Origin of the sequence: Sodalis sp. RH22 (genome assembly GCF_047324165.1) — a bacterium.
Classification (GTDB): Bacteria; Pseudomonadota; Gammaproteobacteria; order Enterobacterales; family Enterobacteriaceae; genus Acerihabitans.
On the sequence record NZ_CP178731.1, the window covers coordinates 3911061 to 3928222 of the forward strand.

Here is a 17162-nt window from a genome sequence, read left to right on the forward strand (position 1 = left end):
CGTCTTATTCCTGTAATAATGGGTTAATTTCATTTTCATCGGGCTGATAAGTATTCAGCCGCCCGGAAGCAAGGGTGTCGCCGGCGCACTCTATCCGGCATTCAAAGCTGCCGATACGCTCATCCCGCAGCAACAGGCTGATACTGATATCCAGCTCGCTGCCATGGGGGAATACCGGCCGGGCGCAGTGTAAGGCGCGCGCGCCCAATAGCAGTCCGGGACGGGGCGGCTCGCCGCGCTGCCGCCCATGCCAGCCGGACCAGACGCCGATGGTTTGCGCCATCATCTCCAGTGCGTACCAGGCGGGCAAATCGCCGTGCATATTCAGAAAGGGACCCAGCACGCCTTCGCGGCCGACGGCGACCCGGCAGCGGGCATGCAGATCGTCGATAGCGCAGACGTGTTCGATCAGCACCATCGGCGTGTCGTGCGGCAGATAGTGCGCGGCGGGCAAGGCATCGGGCATGACGGGTGTTTCAGGCAACATGGCTTACCTCGTTATCGCCCAGAATAAGGCAGGTATTATTGCCGCCGAAGGCGAACGAGTTGGACATGATATAACGCCGGGCCAGGCGGGCGGGCGCGGTCAGCAGGCCGAACTCCGCCAGGCCGGGATCGAGGGTGGCGGCGGAGAAATCCTGCGGCGGCAGCGGCAGGGAGTCGGTCAGCAATAACCAGCCGAGCGCCGCCTCGATTGCCCCGGCGGCGCCCAGCGTATGGCCGGTCAGGTGTTTGGTTGAACTGCAGGGAACCTGTTGACCGAACAGACGGTGAATCACCAGCGCTTCGATGCGGTCGTTCAGCGGGGTGGCGGTACCGTGTAGATTAATGTAACCGATATCCGACGCCGCGAGATTGGCGTCCGCCAGGGCCATTTCAATGGCGCGGATCGCGCCGCTGCCTTCGGGATGGGGCGCTGACATATGCCAGGCGTCGGAGGATTCGCCGATGCCCCGCAGGGCAACGGCGCCCGGCGCCCGGGTCAGCAGCAGCAGCGCCGCGCCTTCGCCGATGCTGATGCCGTCGCGTTCGGCGCTGAACGGCCGGCAGCGTTCCGCGGATAACGATTCCAGGCTGTCGAACCCGTTGATCGGCATCCGGCTCAGGCTATCGGCGCCGCCGACGATGGCCGCGTCCGCCATGCCGGTTTCAATCAGCCGGCGTCCGCTGATAATCGCCCGCGCGCTGGAAGAGCAGGCGGTGGATAAGGTATAGGCCGGGCCCTCCAATTGCAGGAACGCGGCGAGAAAACGCGCCGGATCCCCTAATTCCTGCATCTGATAATAATATCCTGGCGATGTTTCCCCGCGCGCGGCGGCGGTAACCTGCCGATCGCATTCATCCAGCCCCGAGGTGCTGGTGCCCAGCACGATGGCCACGCGCTCCGCGCCAAAGGCGGCCACGGCGTCGTCCACCTGGGCGCGGATTTGCGCCAGCGCCCCCAGCAGCAGGCGATTATTACGGCTATCGTGGCGCTGAAGCCGGGCGGGTATCCGCGGCAGAGGGCCGGTAACCGCTCCCAGCCAGCAGGGACGCCCCCGCAATAGCCAGTCATGGCTCAGTTTCATCCCCGGCGCCACGCCGCGCGTAAGATTGGCGGCGATCTCCGCCATATCGTTACCCAGGGCATTTAGCATGCCGACCGCTGAAATTGAAATCATCGTTTAGTCGTCCAGATGTTGAATGGCGATCTGGTAATGGAAAACCAGGTTATGCAGCTCGACCGGCTGACGCCGGCCCGCAATTAACCCATAGCGTATCTCGGTTACGCTATGGCCGCCGGGATCCGCCAGCACCCGCCGGTCGGCCTGGTCCACCAGCGTCCAGCCTGGCGGCAGCACCTCGCGCCAGGCCGCGGCCGGCCAATAGCTTAGCATGATATCCGCCAAAACCTGGCTCGCCGGCGGCAGCTGCGGCAGCACCACCGATTGCTCGGTATGGATCCCCTGCCGGTCGTAGGCGACTTTAAACAGGCGGATACCGAGCGATGACAGCCCCACCAGGGTTAACCGCTGCCCATCGGCATTCAGCAGCACCAGCAGGGATTGCGCACCGTGTCCCGGTACTGTGGCGGTCAGTAACTGCTGTTCGCTGATGGCCGGTGTTATGCCGGGCTGCGGCAGCCTTACGGACACCCCGGGTTTTAGCCAGGCCGACGGCGCTTTCGGTCCGGCGGCGCAGGCGGCAAGCAGCAGGGCCGGCAGCAGCACCAGTGCGGATAATGCTTTCATCAATAATCCCCCCGCCCGGGCGGCAAAGCCAGCGGCGACAATAAAAAGGCGGTGAAAATACCGCTGCAGAGAACGATGCCGAAGCTGGCGATGGCCTGGGTGTGGCTGAACACCAGCATGCCCAGGGTCAGGGAAGTGGTCATCACCGCCAGGGTCACCGCCAGCATCGACGTGGAGGGCGTGCCGCGCGGATTGGCGAAAAACAGCTGATAGTTGATGCCGATGCCCAGCACCAATACCAGCGCCAGCATGGAAAATAAATTCAGCGTATGGCCGCTTAACGCCAGCACCGACAGGCCCGCCCCCAGGGATAATAGCGTCGGGATCAGGCTTAGCAGGCCCTGCCGCCAGCCCTGGCGCGCGATAAAGCTCGCGGCAATCACCCCAATCGAGGCCAGCAGCAGCCAGCCGAGCTTATGCCGGTAGGCGGCGAACATCGCATCGAAGTCCGCCTTGCGATCCACCCAGCTGACGCCGGGCTGGGATTGGGCAAGGTGTCGCAGCGCCGCACTGTCGGTCACGCCGCTTACCGGGATCAGTACCGCGCTTTGCCCGTCGGCCAGGCTAAGCCATAACAGGCGCCAGCCTTCGCTGACCACGCTTGCCAGCCAGTCCGTGGGCGATACCGGCATCGGACTGAGATCGGGCGCCGCGGCGCCCACCCCGATTTGCCCCAGGCGCTCGACCGCCGCCGGCGCCGCCCGGGTCAGCAAGGCCAGATCCTCGCGCTGGCGCCGCTGCGACGACAACGGCGGCATCCGGTAGCCCGCCAGAATGCCCCGGCTTTGCGCCTGCGCCAGGGCCGGCGCCAGTTGCTCCATGCGCTGCAGCGTCTGCTCCGCGCTGGCGCCGGTAACCACCAACCATTTTTGATCCTGTTCCTGGCCGGAGAGCCGGGCGATGTCTTCTTCCTGCTGATGAATCTGCTGCGGCAGCGCCTGCAATTGGGCGATATCATCGTCAATCCGCAGTTGCAGCAGCCCGGCCAGGGTAAATACGGCCAGCGCCAGCGGCAGGCCGACGCGCAGGACCTTACGATGCCGCCAGGCGGACAGCCAGGCGCGGATAAGCGGCAACGCCGGGGTGGGCCGCACCGGCAAACGCCTGGTGAGCAGCGGGTACCAGCAGATCACCGTCAGGCAGGCGGCGCTCAGCCCGGCGGCGGCGAACACCGCCAGCTGACGCAGGCCGGGGAAGGGGGCCAGCACCATGATAAGGTAGGCCGCCACCGTGGTCGCCAGCGCCGCCGAAAGCGCCGGCAGTACCTTGCGCAGGCTGGCCATCGGTGTATTTTGCCGGCCGTGTACCAGGCGCTCGGTCAGGTAGTAGAGCGTGTAGTCGGCGGAAATGCCGACGATGCTGATGCTCATCATCAGCGTCATGACATGCAGCTCGCCAAAGAGCAGCAGGCAGGCCACGGTGCCCGCCAGCGCGCCGACGGCCACCGACAGGGCGCAGCATAGCAGGGGCAGCGGCGAACGGAATACCAGCCCGATCAGCAGCAGCACGCCGATGACCGTCGCCAGTCCCAGGGTGGAAATATCATGCCTGGCCTGCTGGCTGGCGTAGTCGCTGTAAAACAGCGTGCCGCGGGATAACAGCCGCGCGCCCGGCCAGCGCGTTTCCAATTGCTGGCGCAGTTGCGCCAGCCGCAGGGCCACCTGATGGGACGACTGCATATCATAGGAGGAGGCGGCCAGCTCTGCGTGGATCAGATACCATGCGGCGCCCTGCGGGTCCCGGCTCATCAGCCAGCCCTGGTCAAGGGTCAGGCGGCCGGCGGACTGTTGCAGCGCCAGCTGGGACCCGCGCACCAGCAGCAGCGGGTCGTGCTGCAGTTCCTGGCCGCCGACCCCGGCAAACGCGGAGTAAAGCTGGCCGGCAATCCAGTCGGCCTGCGCGCCGCCGCCCTGTTGCAGCCGCGCGCGGGTCTGGTCGTCAATCATGGCGTTACGATGCTGGAAATAAAACCGGCCCCATTGCTGCTGCTGCTGTTCGGTCATCGGGCCTTTCACCGCGCCCATGCCGGGCAGGGCAGCCACCTGTTGCGCCCACCATTGCACCGGCGCCAATCCCTGCCCGTCGGCGGGACTGACCATCCAGACCAGCTGGCGGTCGAGGCGTTGCATAAAACCGTCGTACACCGCCGGCGGCAACGGGCCCATGGCCTGGCGCGGCAGCAACGCCAATACGCTGCTGTTAATCTGGCTGCGCGGCAGCAGCAGCGCCAACGCCAGCAACAGCCCCAGGCAGATCAGCAGCCAGGCCGCCGCCGCGCGCAGGTAGAATTTACTGAAGGATTCACTGCTCAAAGCGCTGCTGCTCGTCATGGCTCAGCACCCCGGGCTGCGTGCGCTGCCGGCTGAAGGTAATGGCGGTGCTGTCTCCCTGCTTATCCTCCAGCAGGATATGATCAAGATAGGTTTGGCCGGTAAGCGTGATGGCCGTGAAGAGCTTATCCAGCGGCGAAGTCTTTGGCACCAGCACCAGTTGCCAGTTTTCCTGGCCTTTATCGGTGAATTGCAGGGTAAAGTTTTGCTCCAGCACCGCGCGGTCGGCCTGGAACAGGGCGCGCAGCAGATGATTAAAGCGGAACATCTGCGGATTACCGGCGGCGGTGACCACCTCAGGCGGCTGGTTGCCGGTGATTTGCACCATTTTGCTGTCGTTGAGGATCAGGGTTAGCAGAAACGGCTGCTGCTGCTGCCACCACAGACCGTTTTGCCGGGCGATAAGCAGCTCGCCCGATGAGCGCAGCGGGCGGGCGATGCCGCTGATGCTGCGCTGCTGATCAAAATGCGCGCGCACCACCGGCTGCCCGGCGAAACGCTGCTGCAGCGCATCAAGCGTAACCGCCCGGGCGTTGACGGCGGCAAGGCAGCAAAGCAGCAGGCCCGGCAACAGCTTTTTCATCATGCTATCCCCATGCGTTGCAACAGTGCCTGCGGGCTGACAAAACAGAGCTCGCGGCTGTGGCGCTCCACCGCCACCTGGATGGTGTAGCCGGTGGTGGTTTTATTGCCGCTCGGCCGGTCGAAAATGCTGTAGCCGATGCGCAGGCGGTTCTCGTATTCCTCAATGCGCGCCTGAACGCGGATGGATTGCTCAAAGGTCAGCGGCGCGCGGTATTTGACGCGCGCATCCACTACCGGCCACAGATAACCGGAAGCTTCCATCTGCCGGTAGCCGTAATCGAACTGATTAAGCAGCGCCTCGCGCGCGATCTCCATATACCGCAAATAGTGGCCGTGCCAAACGACGCCCATGGCGTCGACATCATGAAACGGGACGGTTATCTCTATTTCCGCGCGAAACCGCGGATCGGTTAACAGCATATCAGGCCTCGGGTGGCTGCGGCGCCTGCTCGTCGGGCAGGCGCCAGAAATCAAAAAAATTAAACCAGTCGAGCGGCGAGCGCAGGCAGTAGTGCTGCAACCTCCCCGCATACCTGTCGACGGTTTGCTGCAGCGCCTGCTGCCGCTGCTGGCGCGGCAGCTCGAGCCGGTCGGCGAAATGTTCGTAATAAATACGTAGCTTGCCCTGCTCTTTCAGGGCAAACATCAGGGCTACAGGGCAGCGCAGGGCCGCCGCCAGCACAAACGGGCCTTGGGGGAACGGCGCGGGCCGGCCGAGGAATTCACTCCATATGACCCGGCGTCCGGCGCCCCGTTGCTGCGCCTGTACCGGCGTGCGATCGCCGACGATGGCCACCCATTCCCCCAGATCCAGCTTCTCGCGCAGCAGGATGGCGGTTTCCGGCCCGATATCCGTCACCGGGATCAGGTTGATGCCCGCATCCGGGTTGATCTGTTCCAGCAGCCTCCTGAAACGCTGCGCGTGGGCGCTGAATACCAGCGCGTTGATCTTGACCCGGCCGCCGCCCTGCGCCAGGGCGCGGCAGACTTCAATATCGCCCAGGTGGGAGGCCAGGATCAGCAGGCCGCGCTGGCGGTCGATATCCGGCTGCGCCGGGGACTGTTCGGCAAAATCAATCTGCTCCCCGAGCCTGATATCGCCTTGCCAGCCGGCCAGCTTATCCAGCATCGCGTCGCCGAAGCGCATAAAATGGCGAAAACTGGACAAGCGGCCCGGCAGCTCAATACCCTGGAGGGCGGCGGTCTGTCTCAGCCGGTGCAAATACTGCCCGGACGCGCGGCGCTGGGCCCGGCCGGTGAGCCAAAAATAACCGATAACCGGATAGAGCAAGGCGTTAAATAGCCTGCGGCCGCCGCAACGGTAGGCGGCCAGCATAAAACGCATACCCATGGCGCCGTGCCGCTCGGCCATGCCGGACCAATGCAGGGACGGCGGGCGCCGCCGCCAGTTGCGCCGCAACAGCGCGGGAATACGCGGCAACATGCCGAAAAACAGCCGGGTATGCATCCAGGAAATGCGGCAGTTATCGCGCAGCCCGTCAAAATGGGATAATCCGTCCACGGGGTAGATGACCCGGGTCGGCACAAACAGGCTCTCGTTGCCCTGCCAATAAAGGCGGACCATCACCTCGGTATCGAAGTCCATGCGCGCGCCAAGCGTAACCCGCCGGCCCAGCGACAGGGTGGCGGCGATGGGATAGACGCGAAAGCCGCACATGCTGTCTTGCAGCGACAGCGACAGCGTTTCGATCCATACCCAGACATGGGTAATATAGCGGCCATACAGCCTGGCGCGCGGCACCGAATCATCGTATACCGGCCGGCCGGAAATCAGCTTATCCGGCGCGGCGGCGGCGGCGCGCAGCAGCAGGGGGATGTCCTCCAGCTGATGCTGGCCGTCGGCGTCCACCTGCAGCGCATGGGTATAACCGGCCGCCGCCGCGGCGGCAAGTCCCGTCATTACCGCCCGGCCCTTACCCTGGTTTGCCGCCAGGCGCAGCAGGGTGATGCCGTCTTGCCCGGCGCAAAGCCGCTCAAGAATGTTCCGGGTAGGGGCGCCGCTGCCGTCGTCGATAATAAAGCAGTGCAGGCCGTAGGGCCGCAGGCGCGTCAGTACCCCGGTCAGCATGGGACCATGGTTGAAACAGGGGATGATGACACAGGTCGTCGGCTCCGCGGCGCGGGCATCGGTCAGGGACATAGCATTATTTTCCCGCTGCTGACCGTGGGCCCGTCCATGAGATCGGCATCGCAAAGCGTATAGCGAAAGCGTAATAACCGGTGCGGCGCCTGCCACTCCAGATGCAGGCGCAGCGTTTGGCCCGGTTTAACCGGAAGCTGGAACTTAACGTTCTCAATGCCGCTGAACTGAACGGCGGGCGCCGGCTGATCGCCGCCCGGCGCTTCACGCGCCAGCAGCTCCCGGAAATAGTGCAGCGCCCAATCTACCTGCGCCACCCCCGGTAATATCGGCCGTGCGGGAAAATGGCCGCGAAACCAGAACAGAGCCGGATCCAGCCGCAGCAGCAGTTCGGCCCGGTTCCAGTCCGGCGTCAGGCGGGAAATCTCAGTGGGAAGCATAATAAAAAACAACTCCTTGAGCCGATCCCAGTCGTATTTGCCGCGCGCCGTACGCGGCAGCGCGCCGGCCACGCGCCAGTAACGCGGCACGGCCACCGGTTCGAGCCAGGCGCCGAGCGCGCGCCGGTATTGCCGCACCAGCGCCGGCATGGAGCCTGCGGCCAGGCGTTCTTTTCCCGCCGGCGACAGCACGATCACCGCGCCGAGGGTGTGGCGGCCGTGCCTGGTCAGCGGCAGCGCCACCGCCTCGGCGATATCCGGCAGCGCGTTCAGGCGCTGCTCGATGTCGGCCAGCGACAGCCGCTTTTCTTCGATATTGACCACCCGATCGTCGCGTCCCGCCAGGGAAAACTGACGGCCATCTTCGCCGAATACCAGCCGATCGTCCAGTAATTGCCCTTCAGGCCCGGTTATCAGCGCCGAAGTCGCCCTGATCCCGCCCGTGGCGGCATGAAATTCAACGCCGTCGAACGGTTGCCATAAATCAGTCTCGCCAAAGCGGCGCCGCCAGGCCAGAATTCCGGTTTCGGTGGCGCCGTAAATATCGGTCACCGCGGCCGACAGCCATTGCCCGGCGGCCCGTGCGTCGGGCCAGGACAGCGGCCCGCCGGCGGAAAATAGCGCAATACAGCGCGGCGCGGGCAGCCGGGGGTCGATGCGCGCCAGAAAGGCCGGACTGCTGATAAACAGCACCGGGTGCCCGGCGCACTGGCGGATAAATTGTTCCGGATAACGCGCGATTTCCAGGGTAAAGGGCAGGCCCAGGCTCATCGGTAGAAAAAGGGCGAAGGTCAGTCCGTATAAATGCTGATGGGTAACGCTTGAGATCACCCGGCACCCGGCAAGCGTATCCCCCCCCGCCTGGTCGCGCGTCAGCGCCGCCAGCCAGCGGGATTCGGTTTCCATGGCGCGCAGCGTTTTGGTCACCTCTTTCGGCCGGCCGGTGGAGCCGGAGGTGAACAGTACCAGACGGGCGTCTTCCGCCAGCGGCGGCAGGGGCAGGGCGGCGGGCTGTTGATGCTGCCGGGGGTCAAGCAGCGGGCAGTCCAGGGCCAGCGGCAGGGTGCTGATGACGCCGTCGAATAAATGCCGTTGCTCCGCCAGCAGCGCCTGCCGGTTATGGCCGGGAATGACCGGCGTTTTGCCGCTATGCCACAGCGCGAGCAGCGCCACCAGGAAGCCGTAGGCATCGTCGAAGCACAGCGCCCACCGAGTGCCGCCGGCATCGGCCAGGGCATGCCATAATACCGTGACGTCATGGCGCAATTGCCCCAGGTCGAGGCATCGATCGCCCTGCCAGGCGACAGGCGTGGCATCGGGGCGCTCCCGGCTCAGCCAGCGCGCGGGAGGGAAAAATGGCAAAGGCGCTAGCCGGCTTGTGTCCGTTTCCTGATTATCCATTCCGTTCCCATCAGCAGCCCCATCAGCAGATAACTGATGACGCCGTTATACAGCGCCCATAAGGACATATTCCCGTACAGGCAGGTAAACAGCGCCACGCCGCCGTTAATCATAAAAAACAGGCACCAGGCCTGCGTCACCCGCCGTGTATAGGCTATCGCCCGCGGCGGCAGCCGGGGTCGCCGCAGCCGGGCCAGACGTTCCACCAAGCTGGCCCGGCTGAGCAGCGATGCGCCAAACAGCAGCAGCATCAATAGGTTCATCATCACCGGATACCAGAGCAGTAAATGATGGCTTCGCAGCAGCCAACTGGCCGCGCACAGCAGAATGCCGAACAGCGCCAGCGCTTTGGCCAGCCAGTCCAGCGCCGGCAGCAGGCCCCGCAGCACCAGCAGACGCAGCAGGAAAACGGCGGCCAGCGCCAGCGCCGTCAGGCCGGGTCGCCCGTGGGCGCTGCCGTACCACACGGCGAACGGATACAGTATCATCCCCCCCAGGCTGAACAGGCGGGCCGCCCCGAGCGCCAGGAAGCGGGCCGGGACAGCCGCGCAACGGGCAGTCACGGCGTTATTCCGCCAGCAGTATGGCCACCGCATCCACCACATCCTGCACCGTGCGTACGGATTTAAATGCCTCGGGCTTGATTTTCCTGCCGGTTTTTTTCTGCAAATGCACCACCATATCCACGGCGTCGATGCTGTCGAGATCCAAATCCTCATACAGGCGCGCCTGTGGCGTGATAAGTGCCGGGTCGATTTCAAATAATGCGATCAGCAGTTGCGTCACGTCTTGGTAAATTGCGTGTTTATCCATCTTTGGACCTGTTTTTATAAGCACTGCTTTGAAGAATACTTATCCGGCGGCGCGTTGCGACTGAATAAACGCCGACAAGGTAGCCACCGAAAAAAAGTGCCTGCGTATTTCCTGGTTTTCCGCCGAAAGTACGACGTTATAACGGTTTTTTACCGCCAGCCCCAATTCCAGGGCGTCGATAGAGTCCAAGCCCAGCCCATCGCCAAACAGCGGTGCGTCGGTGTCGATGTCGTCCCTGCCGATCCCTTCCAGATTCAGGGTGTCGATTATCAACTGTTTAATTTCCTGGTTAAGCTGTTCCATGATGTTATCTCAAAAAATTTAGCAATGTTCCGGTGCCAGGATCCCGGCCAAATGCCGGGTCAGACGCCGCGCCGCCAGCGCGGGCGACGGGTCCCCACCGGCAAAAAAATCACCGGCGGAAAACCGCGTCTTGACCTCAACGGTGAACAGCGGCTTGGTCCGCGGGATCTGGTACCACTTGCTGCCCTTGCTGAGAAACAGCTGGCTGCAGTGGATATGGACAATACGGATATCGCATGCGCTGCGCACCGCCAGGTTCGCCGCCCCGCGGTGCAGCTTCATCGGTACGCCGGGGCGCGATCGCGTTCCTTCCGGAAAAATCAGCAGGCTGCTCCCCGCGTGCAGCCGTTTACTGCTTTCCATGAGCAGCAGCTCCGCCTGCGTATTAATCAGGTAATCCGCCGCCCTGATGGCCCCGCGGACATAGATGTTATCCAATAGCGCCCGCTTGACGATGCAATCGCATTGCGGCATGACCGAGGCCAGCAGTACGTAATCAAGCAGCGTCGGATGATTCGCCAGTACCAGGTTACCGCTATCTTCGCGCAACAGATGCGCGCCGTGGATATGGTAATCCAGAACGCCCAGCCGCCGCGTGACCCCGAGGAATAACCGGAAGCTGCCGGAAATGACCGCGCGCGCGCGGCGGGTGCGCGCATGCGGATCTTTTTGCCGCAGGCACAGGATATGAAACCACGCCGTCAGCAGCAATCCGCCGATTCCGAATAAAGCGAAGCAACAGCCGGTCATCAGCATGCGCCAGACAAACTTCAGTTGATTATCGGGCCGGCGGACGGCGGGTGTGGCCACGCGGGTGCTCATTAACAACTCCAGTGCCAGCTCAGGCGCTCGCTGGTCAGGGTAAACGCCGGCGCGCCGCTTAACCAGCCGTGCAGGAAAGCCAGGCTTTGCGGCAGCATGCCGGGAGAAATGGGCTTATCCAGGCGCTGCGATCGGCAGCGCAGCGTAGCGCCCGGCGTCAGCAACAGCGCCACTGCATAAGGATAATCCGGGGTCTGTTCCGCCAGGTACGGGCGGTAGAATGCCGGGATGGTATTATCGAAATCCACCAGCAGCACCCGCTGATAACCGCTGTGCAAAAATAGCTGCGCTTCAACCAGGCCCTGCTGGAAACTGTCTTCCCCGGCGGAAAGAGAGGCGGATGCCAGCGGCGCCTTCGCCACTATCGTCAGGCTGCCGACGGCGGCATTGTGTACCGACATGGCGAAATCGGTGGGAGACGGCGGCGTGAGCCCCGCCAGCGCCTCGAGTATACGCTGGTTGCGCTCCAGCTCGCCGTGACGGCTGGAAAAAATTACCGCATCGGGCTGATGGCGCTGCAACAATGCCAGGCCGTTGTCTACCGCCAGCCGGCTGCCCGCGCTCAGGCGCCGGGCCGTCATCATCGGCAGGTGAGGGCAGTCCGGCAGCGGCGCATTGCGGGCGATAAGCGGCGCGGCAACGCTCCAGCGCCGCCAGTCGTCCCGCCTGGACAAGCCGGGCGCCGAGGCCTGCCAGTCAAGGATGTTTAACGATATTTGCATATAATCTCACTGGCATCACCCTTTCAGGTCTCTTATCTATCATAGCCGATACGTTGATGCCACGTTTACATTTGTTTACAATGCATAAATGCGCCGTTGGCCGCCAACCCGCGCATGCCGACGGCAGGATAGCATGGCTGTTTGGCGCAATCCGGCCGCTCCGGCGAGAATTAGCCGGACTGTCGGGCAGCTTGCCGTGATGAGAAACCAGGAAAGGTCAAGGCCTGCAAAAATGGCCGGTTATAGACCGGCCCTGAAATCACTGGCTTGACTTATTGCGCGGTTGCGGACAATTTTAACTGGATATCCTTATCGAGGTTATTTATCCAGTTATTATAATTGCGGTGAATATGGCCTTTGCCGTCTGCCAACAGATTTTTACTGGCAATATAATTGATCTTATAACCGGTAGCGCTGTAGACGATTTGAATATCGGCCTGATGGCCGCGCAGGTCAAGCCGGCCGTTAATGATACCGGGCTGGACCGGGGTCATTTTCCATTGCCGCGCCAGGCCCGCTTGTAAAATAGCGTTTTTTACCCGATCGTCGGAATAGTGGGCCGCCAGCGGGGTAGTGACGTTGGCGATGGTGGCGGTGCGGGCGCAGCCGGCCAGGGAGATAATACATACCAAAAAAACAACAGCCGGTTTTAAAAGATTCATTTTCTACATTTCCCTGTAAATGATTTAAGTATTAATGGTGTCGGTAAAGTTTCTTTAGGTCAGTTTAATAGACTAATAAAAAAATTAACGTGCTGATGGAAAGCTGCTAAAGAAATAGTTTTATCCTGATGATGTCCGCTGCGGCGTAAACATCATAAACAACCGGGCCGGGGATGTAAATATCGCTATGCAGGGGTGAAGGACCGCCCGCAATTAACAGTTATCATTTACAGGTACGGGTATGTTTAATAACGAGGTGATAACCGATGCAGGCCCGCCGCCGCCGGCGCGGGCGTTTTATCCGGCCACCAGATCGCCGCGGATCACCAGCGGGCCGCGGCCGTCGGCATCGGTTATCATCGCCAGCGCCTGTTCCGCCAGTTTTTCCAGGGGGTATTCAATGGCCGGCAGCGGCCGCAGGGATCCGGGCAGGGGCGTGGCGCCATCCAGGCTGATGATGGCCAATTGCTCCGGTACGTCGCGCCGATAGGCGTGCAGTACCGAGATGGCCTCCTGGGCGTCGGCCTGGTTCATGACGACCAGCCCGTTGAACGGGGTACCGCTGTTGATCAGCGCCTGGAGCGCCGCGCGTGGCGAGGGCGCGCGGCAGGCGACCAGTCGGCGGTTATAGGGCACCAGATGGTATTCGAGCCCCTGGCGGTAGCCGTGCAGTACGTTTTCCGCGGTTTCGCCGTCGGGGTAGTTCAGCAGCGCCAGCTGGCGGCGGCCGTGGCTTATCAGGTACTGGCAGGCGGTTTCGGCGGCAAAGGCGTGATCGAAGCTGATGCTGAGCGCGCTCGGCGCGTTCAGGCAGTCGATTAGCACCACGCTGCCGTCCAATGGCGGCAGTTCGAAACGCGCGCCGATAACAATCATGGCATCGCATAACCCCCGTCCCAGCGACGATACGGCGCTCTCGACGCCGGCGGCGCTATCGGCAAAGCGCAGCAGCAGATGCTTGTTATGGCGGCGGAACTGTTTTTCCAGCGCCGGCAGGTAATTCACCGCATGCTGCATGGACTCCATCGCGCAGATGACCCCCACGCAACCGGTGGACTGGGCGCTTAGGGACTGGGCAATCAGGTTGGGCTGGTAGTTCAGCGCCTGGGCGGCCTTCAGCACCGCCTGGCGGCTCTCTTCCCTGACGCCGCGATTACCGCTGAGCACACGGGATACCGTGGCTTTTGATACCCGCGCCAAACGGGAAACATCATTTATGGTCGCCATAATCCTGCTGTGCTTGTTGCCGTTGATAAAGTATCACCATCTCATTAATCAATTCCCGCGCCAAGATGGCATTCATTAAATGATCCTGCGCATGCACCAAAATCAGTGTCATGGGGATTTTGCCTTCGCCCTGGTCCGCGCCGATAAGGCCGGTCTGGAGGCGATGGGCGGCTTTGATAAAGTTATCCGCGTCCGCCAGCAGCATCCCGGCGCGGTCGACATCGCCGTCGCGGGCGCAGGCCAGCGCCGTCATGCACAGGCTGCGGGCTTCGCCGGCGTTGACCAGCAGGGTCATTATCGTGGTTTCCATATCTATCATGTACTTTCTCCGTCAAAGCCGTGATTGCGCGCCACGCCGGCAAACCAGCGGCCGCTTTTTTTCACCGTGCGCCGCTGCGTGGCGAGGTCGAGCTGCACCAGGCCGTAACGGTTTTTATAGGCGTTGCTCCAGGACCAGTTATCGATAAAGGTCCACATATGATAACCGAGGCAGCGGCTGCCCTCCGCCAGCGCGCGGTGTACCCAGATAAGATGTTCGCGTACGAAATCGATGCGATAGTCATCCTCGATCCTGCCGTTTTGCATAAAACGCAGTTCATCCTCTACGCCCATGCCGTTTTCGGAAATAAAACAGCGCGGGTTATGATAGTTTTCCCGCAGGTTGGTGAGAATATCGTAGACGCCGCGCTCGTAGATTTCCCAGCCGCGCCAGGGATTCATTTTACGCCCGGGCATCTGGTAATGATCGAACAGCCATTCGGGCATAAACGGGCTGTCGGGGTTGACCTGGTTCATCCGGCACTGCACCCGGCGCGGCTGGTAATAATTGATGCCGAGCAGGTCCACGATGCCCGCGGCCAGCAGTTCGTCGTCGCCGTGACGGCAGGCCGGCAGTTGATCGTAACGCGCCAGCAGCGCGATCAGCTCCTGCGGATAATGCCCGCGCAGCGCCGGGTCGAGGAAGCTGCGGTTAAACAGCAGATCGGCGTTATTCGCCGCCGCCAGATCCGCCGGGTGCTGCGAGCGGGGATAGGAGGGGGTCAGGTTGAGGATAATGCCGATGTCGCCGTCCCGGCCGTCCTGGCGAAAACGCCGTACCGCCGCGGCGTGCGCCAGCATGGTGTGATAGGCCACGGTGGCGGCGCGTTTGAAATCCACCACGTTGGGATAGTGGAAATCATATAAATACCCCCCTTCCACCGGCACGATCGGTTCGTTAAAGGTAAACCAGTGCCTGACCCGATCGCCGAACAGGGCAAAACACCGGGCGGCATAATCGGCATAGGCGTCCACCACCTGGCGGTTTTCAAAGCCGCCCAGCGCCTGCATGCTCATCGGCATATCGAAATGGAACAGGTTAATAAAAGGCGTAATGCCCTGCGCCAGCAGTTCGTCGATAACCTGGTTATAAAACGCCACCGCCTGCGGATTGCAGTCGCCCCGGCCGTCCGGGATCAGCCGCGCCCAGGATATCGAGGTGCGAAAGCTGTTATGGCCGGTTTGTTTGAGCAGGGCGATATCGTCGCGCCAGTGGCGGTAAAAGGTCGAGGTATCCCCCGGCCCGACCCGTTGGAAAAAACGTTCGGGCTGCAAGGCATACCAGTGGTCCCAGACGGTGGCGGCTTTGCCGTGGCCCAGGCTCTCCCCCTCGGTTTGCGGCGCCGAGCTGGCGCTGCCCCACCAAAAATCATCCGGAAATTGATACTGCATAAAAAGGTCTCCATGTCATGCCGGCGGCATCGGGCGTCTTGCCTGCTCCCTTCCCGCCGGCTGGATCTGCCGGGGTTTATGGCGTCACGCCGTCACGAATCCAGCGCCATGCGCGCGTCCGCGGCCAGGCTCTCGTCCTGTTTTCTCAGCAGCGCGCGTTCGTAGGCTTTCAGGAACGGGTAGTACATTACCGCCGACATCACCATACAAAACAGGCACATGATCACCGGGCTCAGGGTCCAGTTGGCGGCCCAGGACGCGCCGATGGGCGCCGGGGTCGTCCAGGGGGTCAGCTGTACCACCTGCGCGACCCAGCCCAGTCTGGTGGCGGTCCAGGCGAAGGTGGCGTTAATCATCGGCACCAGGGTAAACGGGAGGAACATCACCGGGTTCATGATAATCGGCGTGCCGAACAAAATGGGTTCGTTGATATTAAAGAAGCTCGGCACCACGCCCATGCGTCCGATGGTGCGCAGATGGACCGAACGGCTGACCAGCAGCAGGAACGCCAGCGGCAGGGTGGACCCGACGCCGCCTATCAGCAGGTAATGATCCCAGAACCCCTGCAGGTAGATATGCGGCAAGGGGGTTCCCGCGGCCAGGGCGCTTTGGTTCAGCGCCAGGTTGGTCATCCAGAAGGGATTCATGATGCCGGTGACGATCAGCGCGCCGTGGATACCGGCAAACCACAGGATCTGGCATACCAGCACCGACAGCAGCATGGCGGGCAGCGAGTCCGACGCGGACACCAGCGGCGCCAGCAGCTGCATAATGGCTTCGGGAATGATCATGCCGGTGAAATGCGCCACCAGCAGGTTCAGCGGATGCAGGGTGGCGACGATGACCACCACCGGGATCAGGATTTCAAACGAGCGCGCCACGCCGGTCGGCACCTCTTTCGGCAGCCGGATGGTGACATGGCGGCGTTTTAGCCAGGCGTACATTTCGCTGGCGTAGATGGCGGCAAGAATGGCGGTAAAAATGCCCTGGCCGGAGAAATAGGCCACCGAAATCTGTTTGTCGTGATAGGGAGCGGCCACCAGAAGGAAGGCCATAAAAGACAGCAGGCCGGTCATGATGGGGTCAAGCTTATCATGCTTGCCGAGACTGGCGCCGATGCCCACCGAGATAAAAAACGTCATCACGCCCATGCTGAGATTAAACGGCAGCATCAGCTGGTCGCGATAGCGCACGGAAAAATCCAGCCAGCCGCGGGCGAAACGCCACTGGGTATCGGGTGAAAACGGCGGAAAAATAAACACCAGCATAAACGAGCCGATAATCATAAACGGCAGCGCGGCCAGAAAGCCGTCGCGGATGGCGATAATGTGTTTTTGCTGGCCGACGCGACCGGCCATGGGGGTGATATAACGCTCAATGACCTCGACCATAGCTTGGTAAAGAGTACTCATGGTGTCGTCCTGTTTTGATTATGCGCGGTTATTTAATCAGGGAAAGGGCGAAATCCAGCACCTTGTCGCCGCGCTGCATGCCGTAATCCATCATATCGATGGCGGCCACCGGGATATCCTGCGCCGCCGTTTTGGCCGAAAGCGAAGCCAACATATATTTGACCTGCGGACCCAGCAGCACCACCTGGTAGCGGGCGAACTGCCCGTCGAATTCGCTCACGCCGTAGGCGTCGATTTTCACATCCAGCCCGCGTTTTTCAGCCTCGGCCTGCATTTTTCTCACCAGCATGCTGGTGGACATCCCGGCGGAACAGCACAACATAATGCTTTTCATTTTCAGCCTCTGGGGAAAGGGAAGTTACGAGCGCAATTGGACACAAAACGGAAACCGGTTTCCATTCAT

19 protein-coding genes are annotated in these 17162 nt (G+C 62.1%); all 19 read right to left on the bottom strand.

The annotated features are described in order from the left end of the window. Positions 1-4: 4 nt before the first annotated feature. The 19 genes from ACL2XN_RS17750 to ACL2XN_RS17840 all read right to left on the bottom strand — a co-directional run bounded on the left by ACL2XN_RS17750 (position 5) and on the right by ACL2XN_RS17840 (position 17093). Positions 5-466: a 3-hydroxy-fatty acyl-ACP dehydratase gene (locus ACL2XN_RS17750; RefSeq protein ID WP_410016674.1), complete on the bottom strand. Its 462-nt coding sequence runs from the start codon at positions 464-466 to the stop codon at positions 5-7. Between the two features lie 10 nt (positions 467-476). Continuing rightward, positions 477-1661, bottom strand: coding sequence for a beta-ketoacyl-[acyl-carrier-protein] synthase family protein (locus tag ACL2XN_RS17755; RefSeq protein WP_413729173.1), 1185 nt, complete (start codon positions 1659-1661; stop codon positions 477-479). A gap of 3 nt (positions 1662-1664) precedes the next feature. Continuing rightward, positions 1665-2231, bottom strand: a complete 567-nt coding sequence (locus ACL2XN_RS17760) for a DUF3261 domain-containing protein (RefSeq protein ID WP_410012864.1) — start codon at positions 2229-2231, stop codon at positions 1665-1667. After that, positions 2231-4561, bottom strand: coding sequence for an MMPL family transporter (locus ACL2XN_RS17765; RefSeq protein WP_413729174.1), 2331 nt, complete (start codon positions 4559-4561; stop codon positions 2231-2233). The genes ACL2XN_RS17760 and ACL2XN_RS17765 overlap by 1 nt, the downstream gene beginning before the upstream one ends. Further along, complete coding sequence (locus ACL2XN_RS17770; RefSeq protein WP_410016675.1) at positions 4533-5144, bottom strand: LolA family protein; 612 nt, start codon at positions 5142-5144, stop codon at positions 4533-4535. The genes ACL2XN_RS17765 and ACL2XN_RS17770 overlap by 29 nt, the downstream gene beginning before the upstream one ends. Continuing rightward, a complete protein-coding gene (locus ACL2XN_RS17775) occupies positions 5144-5563 on the bottom strand; it encodes an acyl-CoA thioesterase (protein WP_413730991.1) in 420 nt (139 codons plus the stop codon). Before ACL2XN_RS17775 ends, ACL2XN_RS17770 begins: the two co-directional genes overlap by 1 nt. A 4-nt stretch (positions 5564-5567) precedes the next feature. After that, complete coding sequence (locus ACL2XN_RS17780; protein WP_413729175.1) at positions 5568-7307, bottom strand: glycosyltransferase family 2 protein; 1740 nt, start codon at positions 7305-7307, stop codon at positions 5568-5570. Further along, positions 7298-9049: an AMP-binding protein gene (locus ACL2XN_RS17785; protein WP_413729176.1), complete on the bottom strand. Its 1752-nt coding sequence runs from the start codon at positions 9047-9049 to the stop codon at positions 7298-7300. The genes ACL2XN_RS17780 and ACL2XN_RS17785 overlap by 10 nt, the downstream gene beginning before the upstream one ends. 5 nt (positions 9050-9054) lie before the next feature. After that, a complete protein-coding gene (locus tag ACL2XN_RS17790) occupies positions 9055-9651 on the bottom strand; it encodes a hypothetical protein (RefSeq protein ID WP_413729178.1) in 597 nt (198 codons plus the stop codon). 4 nt (positions 9652-9655) lie between these two features. Then, on the bottom strand, positions 9656-9901 hold the full coding sequence (locus ACL2XN_RS17795; RefSeq protein WP_410012869.1) for an acyl carrier protein: 246 nt from the start codon (positions 9899-9901) through the stop codon (positions 9656-9658). A 39-nt stretch (positions 9902-9940) separates the two neighbouring features. Next, positions 9941-10204 carry a phosphopantetheine-binding protein gene (locus ACL2XN_RS17800; RefSeq protein ID WP_410012870.1) on the bottom strand — a complete coding sequence of 88 codons (264 nt, stop codon included), beginning with the start codon at positions 10202-10204 and terminating at the stop codon, positions 9941-9943. 18 nt (positions 10205-10222) lie between these two features. Next, positions 10223-11026: a lysophospholipid acyltransferase family protein gene (locus ACL2XN_RS17805; RefSeq protein ID WP_413729179.1), complete on the bottom strand. Its 804-nt coding sequence runs from the start codon at positions 11024-11026 to the stop codon at positions 10223-10225. Beyond that, positions 11026-11748 (bottom strand): beta-ketoacyl synthase chain length factor, encoded by a 723-nt coding sequence (locus ACL2XN_RS17810; protein ID WP_413729180.1) that lies wholly within the window; start codon positions 11746-11748, stop codon positions 11026-11028. The genes ACL2XN_RS17805 and ACL2XN_RS17810 overlap by 1 nt, the downstream gene beginning before the upstream one ends. A gap of 272 nt (positions 11749-12020) precedes the next feature. Beyond that, positions 12021-12410, bottom strand: coding sequence for a hypothetical protein (locus ACL2XN_RS17815; RefSeq protein WP_413729181.1), 390 nt, complete (start codon positions 12408-12410; stop codon positions 12021-12023). Between the two features lie 297 nt (positions 12411-12707). Beyond that, positions 12708-13637, bottom strand: a complete 930-nt coding sequence (locus ACL2XN_RS17820; RefSeq protein ID WP_413729182.1) for a LacI family DNA-binding transcriptional regulator — start codon at positions 13635-13637, stop codon at positions 12708-12710. Continuing rightward, on the bottom strand, positions 13621-13956 hold the full coding sequence (locus ACL2XN_RS17825) for a PTS lactose/cellobiose transporter subunit IIA (protein WP_410012875.1): 336 nt from the start codon (positions 13954-13956) through the stop codon (positions 13621-13623). Before ACL2XN_RS17825 ends, ACL2XN_RS17820 begins: the two co-directional genes overlap by 17 nt. Further along, positions 13953-15347 carry a glycoside hydrolase family 1 protein gene (locus tag ACL2XN_RS17830; protein ID WP_410012876.1) on the bottom strand — a complete coding sequence of 465 codons (1395 nt, stop codon included), beginning with the start codon at positions 15345-15347 and terminating at the stop codon, positions 13953-13955. Before ACL2XN_RS17830 ends, ACL2XN_RS17825 begins: the two co-directional genes overlap by 4 nt. 92 nt (positions 15348-15439) lie before the next feature. Continuing rightward, complete coding sequence (locus tag ACL2XN_RS17835) at positions 15440-16759, bottom strand: PTS sugar transporter subunit IIC (RefSeq protein WP_413721747.1); 1320 nt, start codon at positions 16757-16759, stop codon at positions 15440-15442. Between the two features lie 28 nt (positions 16760-16787). Then, positions 16788-17093 (bottom strand): PTS sugar transporter subunit IIB, encoded by a 306-nt coding sequence (locus ACL2XN_RS17840; RefSeq protein WP_410012878.1) that lies wholly within the window; start codon positions 17091-17093, stop codon positions 16788-16790. Positions 17094-17162 lie beyond the last annotated feature (69 nt).

Excerpts from the sequence above, each read along its gene's own strand:
- ACL2XN_RS17770 (WP_410016675.1), bottom strand. The coding sequence starts at position 5,144 with ATGAAAAAGCTGTTGCCGGGCCTGCTGCTTTGCTGCCTTGCCGCCGTC.
- ACL2XN_RS17755 (WP_413729173.1), bottom strand. The coding sequence starts at position 1,661 with ATGATTTCAATTTCAGCGGTCGGCATGCTAAATGCCCTGGGTAACGAT.
- ACL2XN_RS17825 (WP_410012875.1), bottom strand. The coding sequence starts at position 13,956 with ATGATAGATATGGAAACCACGATAATGACCCTGCTGGTCAACGCCGGC.
- ACL2XN_RS17810 (WP_413729180.1), bottom strand. The coding sequence starts at position 11,748 with ATGCAAATATCGTTAAACATCCTTGACTGGCAGGCCTCGGCGCCCGGC.
- ACL2XN_RS17795 (WP_410012869.1), bottom strand. The coding sequence starts at position 9,901 with ATGGATAAACACGCAATTTACCAAGACGTGACGCAACTGCTGATCGCA.
- ACL2XN_RS17750 (WP_410016674.1), bottom strand. The coding sequence starts at position 466 with ATGCCCGATGCCTTGCCCGCCGCGCACTATCTGCCGCACGACACGCCG.
- ACL2XN_RS17800 (WP_410012870.1), bottom strand. The coding sequence starts at position 10,204 with ATGGAACAGCTTAACCAGGAAATTAAACAGTTGATAATCGACACCCTG.
- ACL2XN_RS17835 (WP_413721747.1), bottom strand. The coding sequence starts at position 16,759 with ATGAGTACTCTTTACCAAGCTATGGTCGAGGTCATTGAGCGTTATATC.
- ACL2XN_RS17840 (WP_410012878.1), bottom strand. The coding sequence starts at position 17,093 with ATGAAAAGCATTATGTTGTGCTGTTCCGCCGGGATGTCCACCAGCATG.
- ACL2XN_RS17765 (WP_413729174.1), bottom strand. The coding sequence starts at position 4,561 with ATGACGAGCAGCAGCGCTTTGAGCAGTGAATCCTTCAGTAAATTCTAC.
- ACL2XN_RS17760 (WP_410012864.1), bottom strand. The coding sequence starts at position 2,231 with ATGAAAGCATTATCCGCACTGGTGCTGCTGCCGGCCCTGCTGCTTGCC.
- ACL2XN_RS17830 (WP_410012876.1), bottom strand. The coding sequence starts at position 15,347 with ATGCAGTATCAATTTCCGGATGATTTTTGGTGGGGCAGCGCCAGCTCG.
- ACL2XN_RS17780 (WP_413729175.1), bottom strand. The coding sequence starts at position 7,307 with ATGTCCCTGACCGATGCCCGCGCCGCGGAGCCGACGACCTGTGTCATC.
- ACL2XN_RS17805 (WP_413729179.1), bottom strand. The coding sequence starts at position 11,026 with ATGAGCACCCGCGTGGCCACACCCGCCGTCCGCCGGCCCGATAATCAA.
- ACL2XN_RS17815 (WP_413729181.1), bottom strand. The coding sequence starts at position 12,410 with ATGAATCTTTTAAAACCGGCTGTTGTTTTTTTGGTATGTATTATCTCC.
- ACL2XN_RS17820 (WP_413729182.1), bottom strand. The coding sequence starts at position 13,637 with ATGGCGACCATAAATGATGTTTCCCGTTTGGCGCGGGTATCAAAAGCC.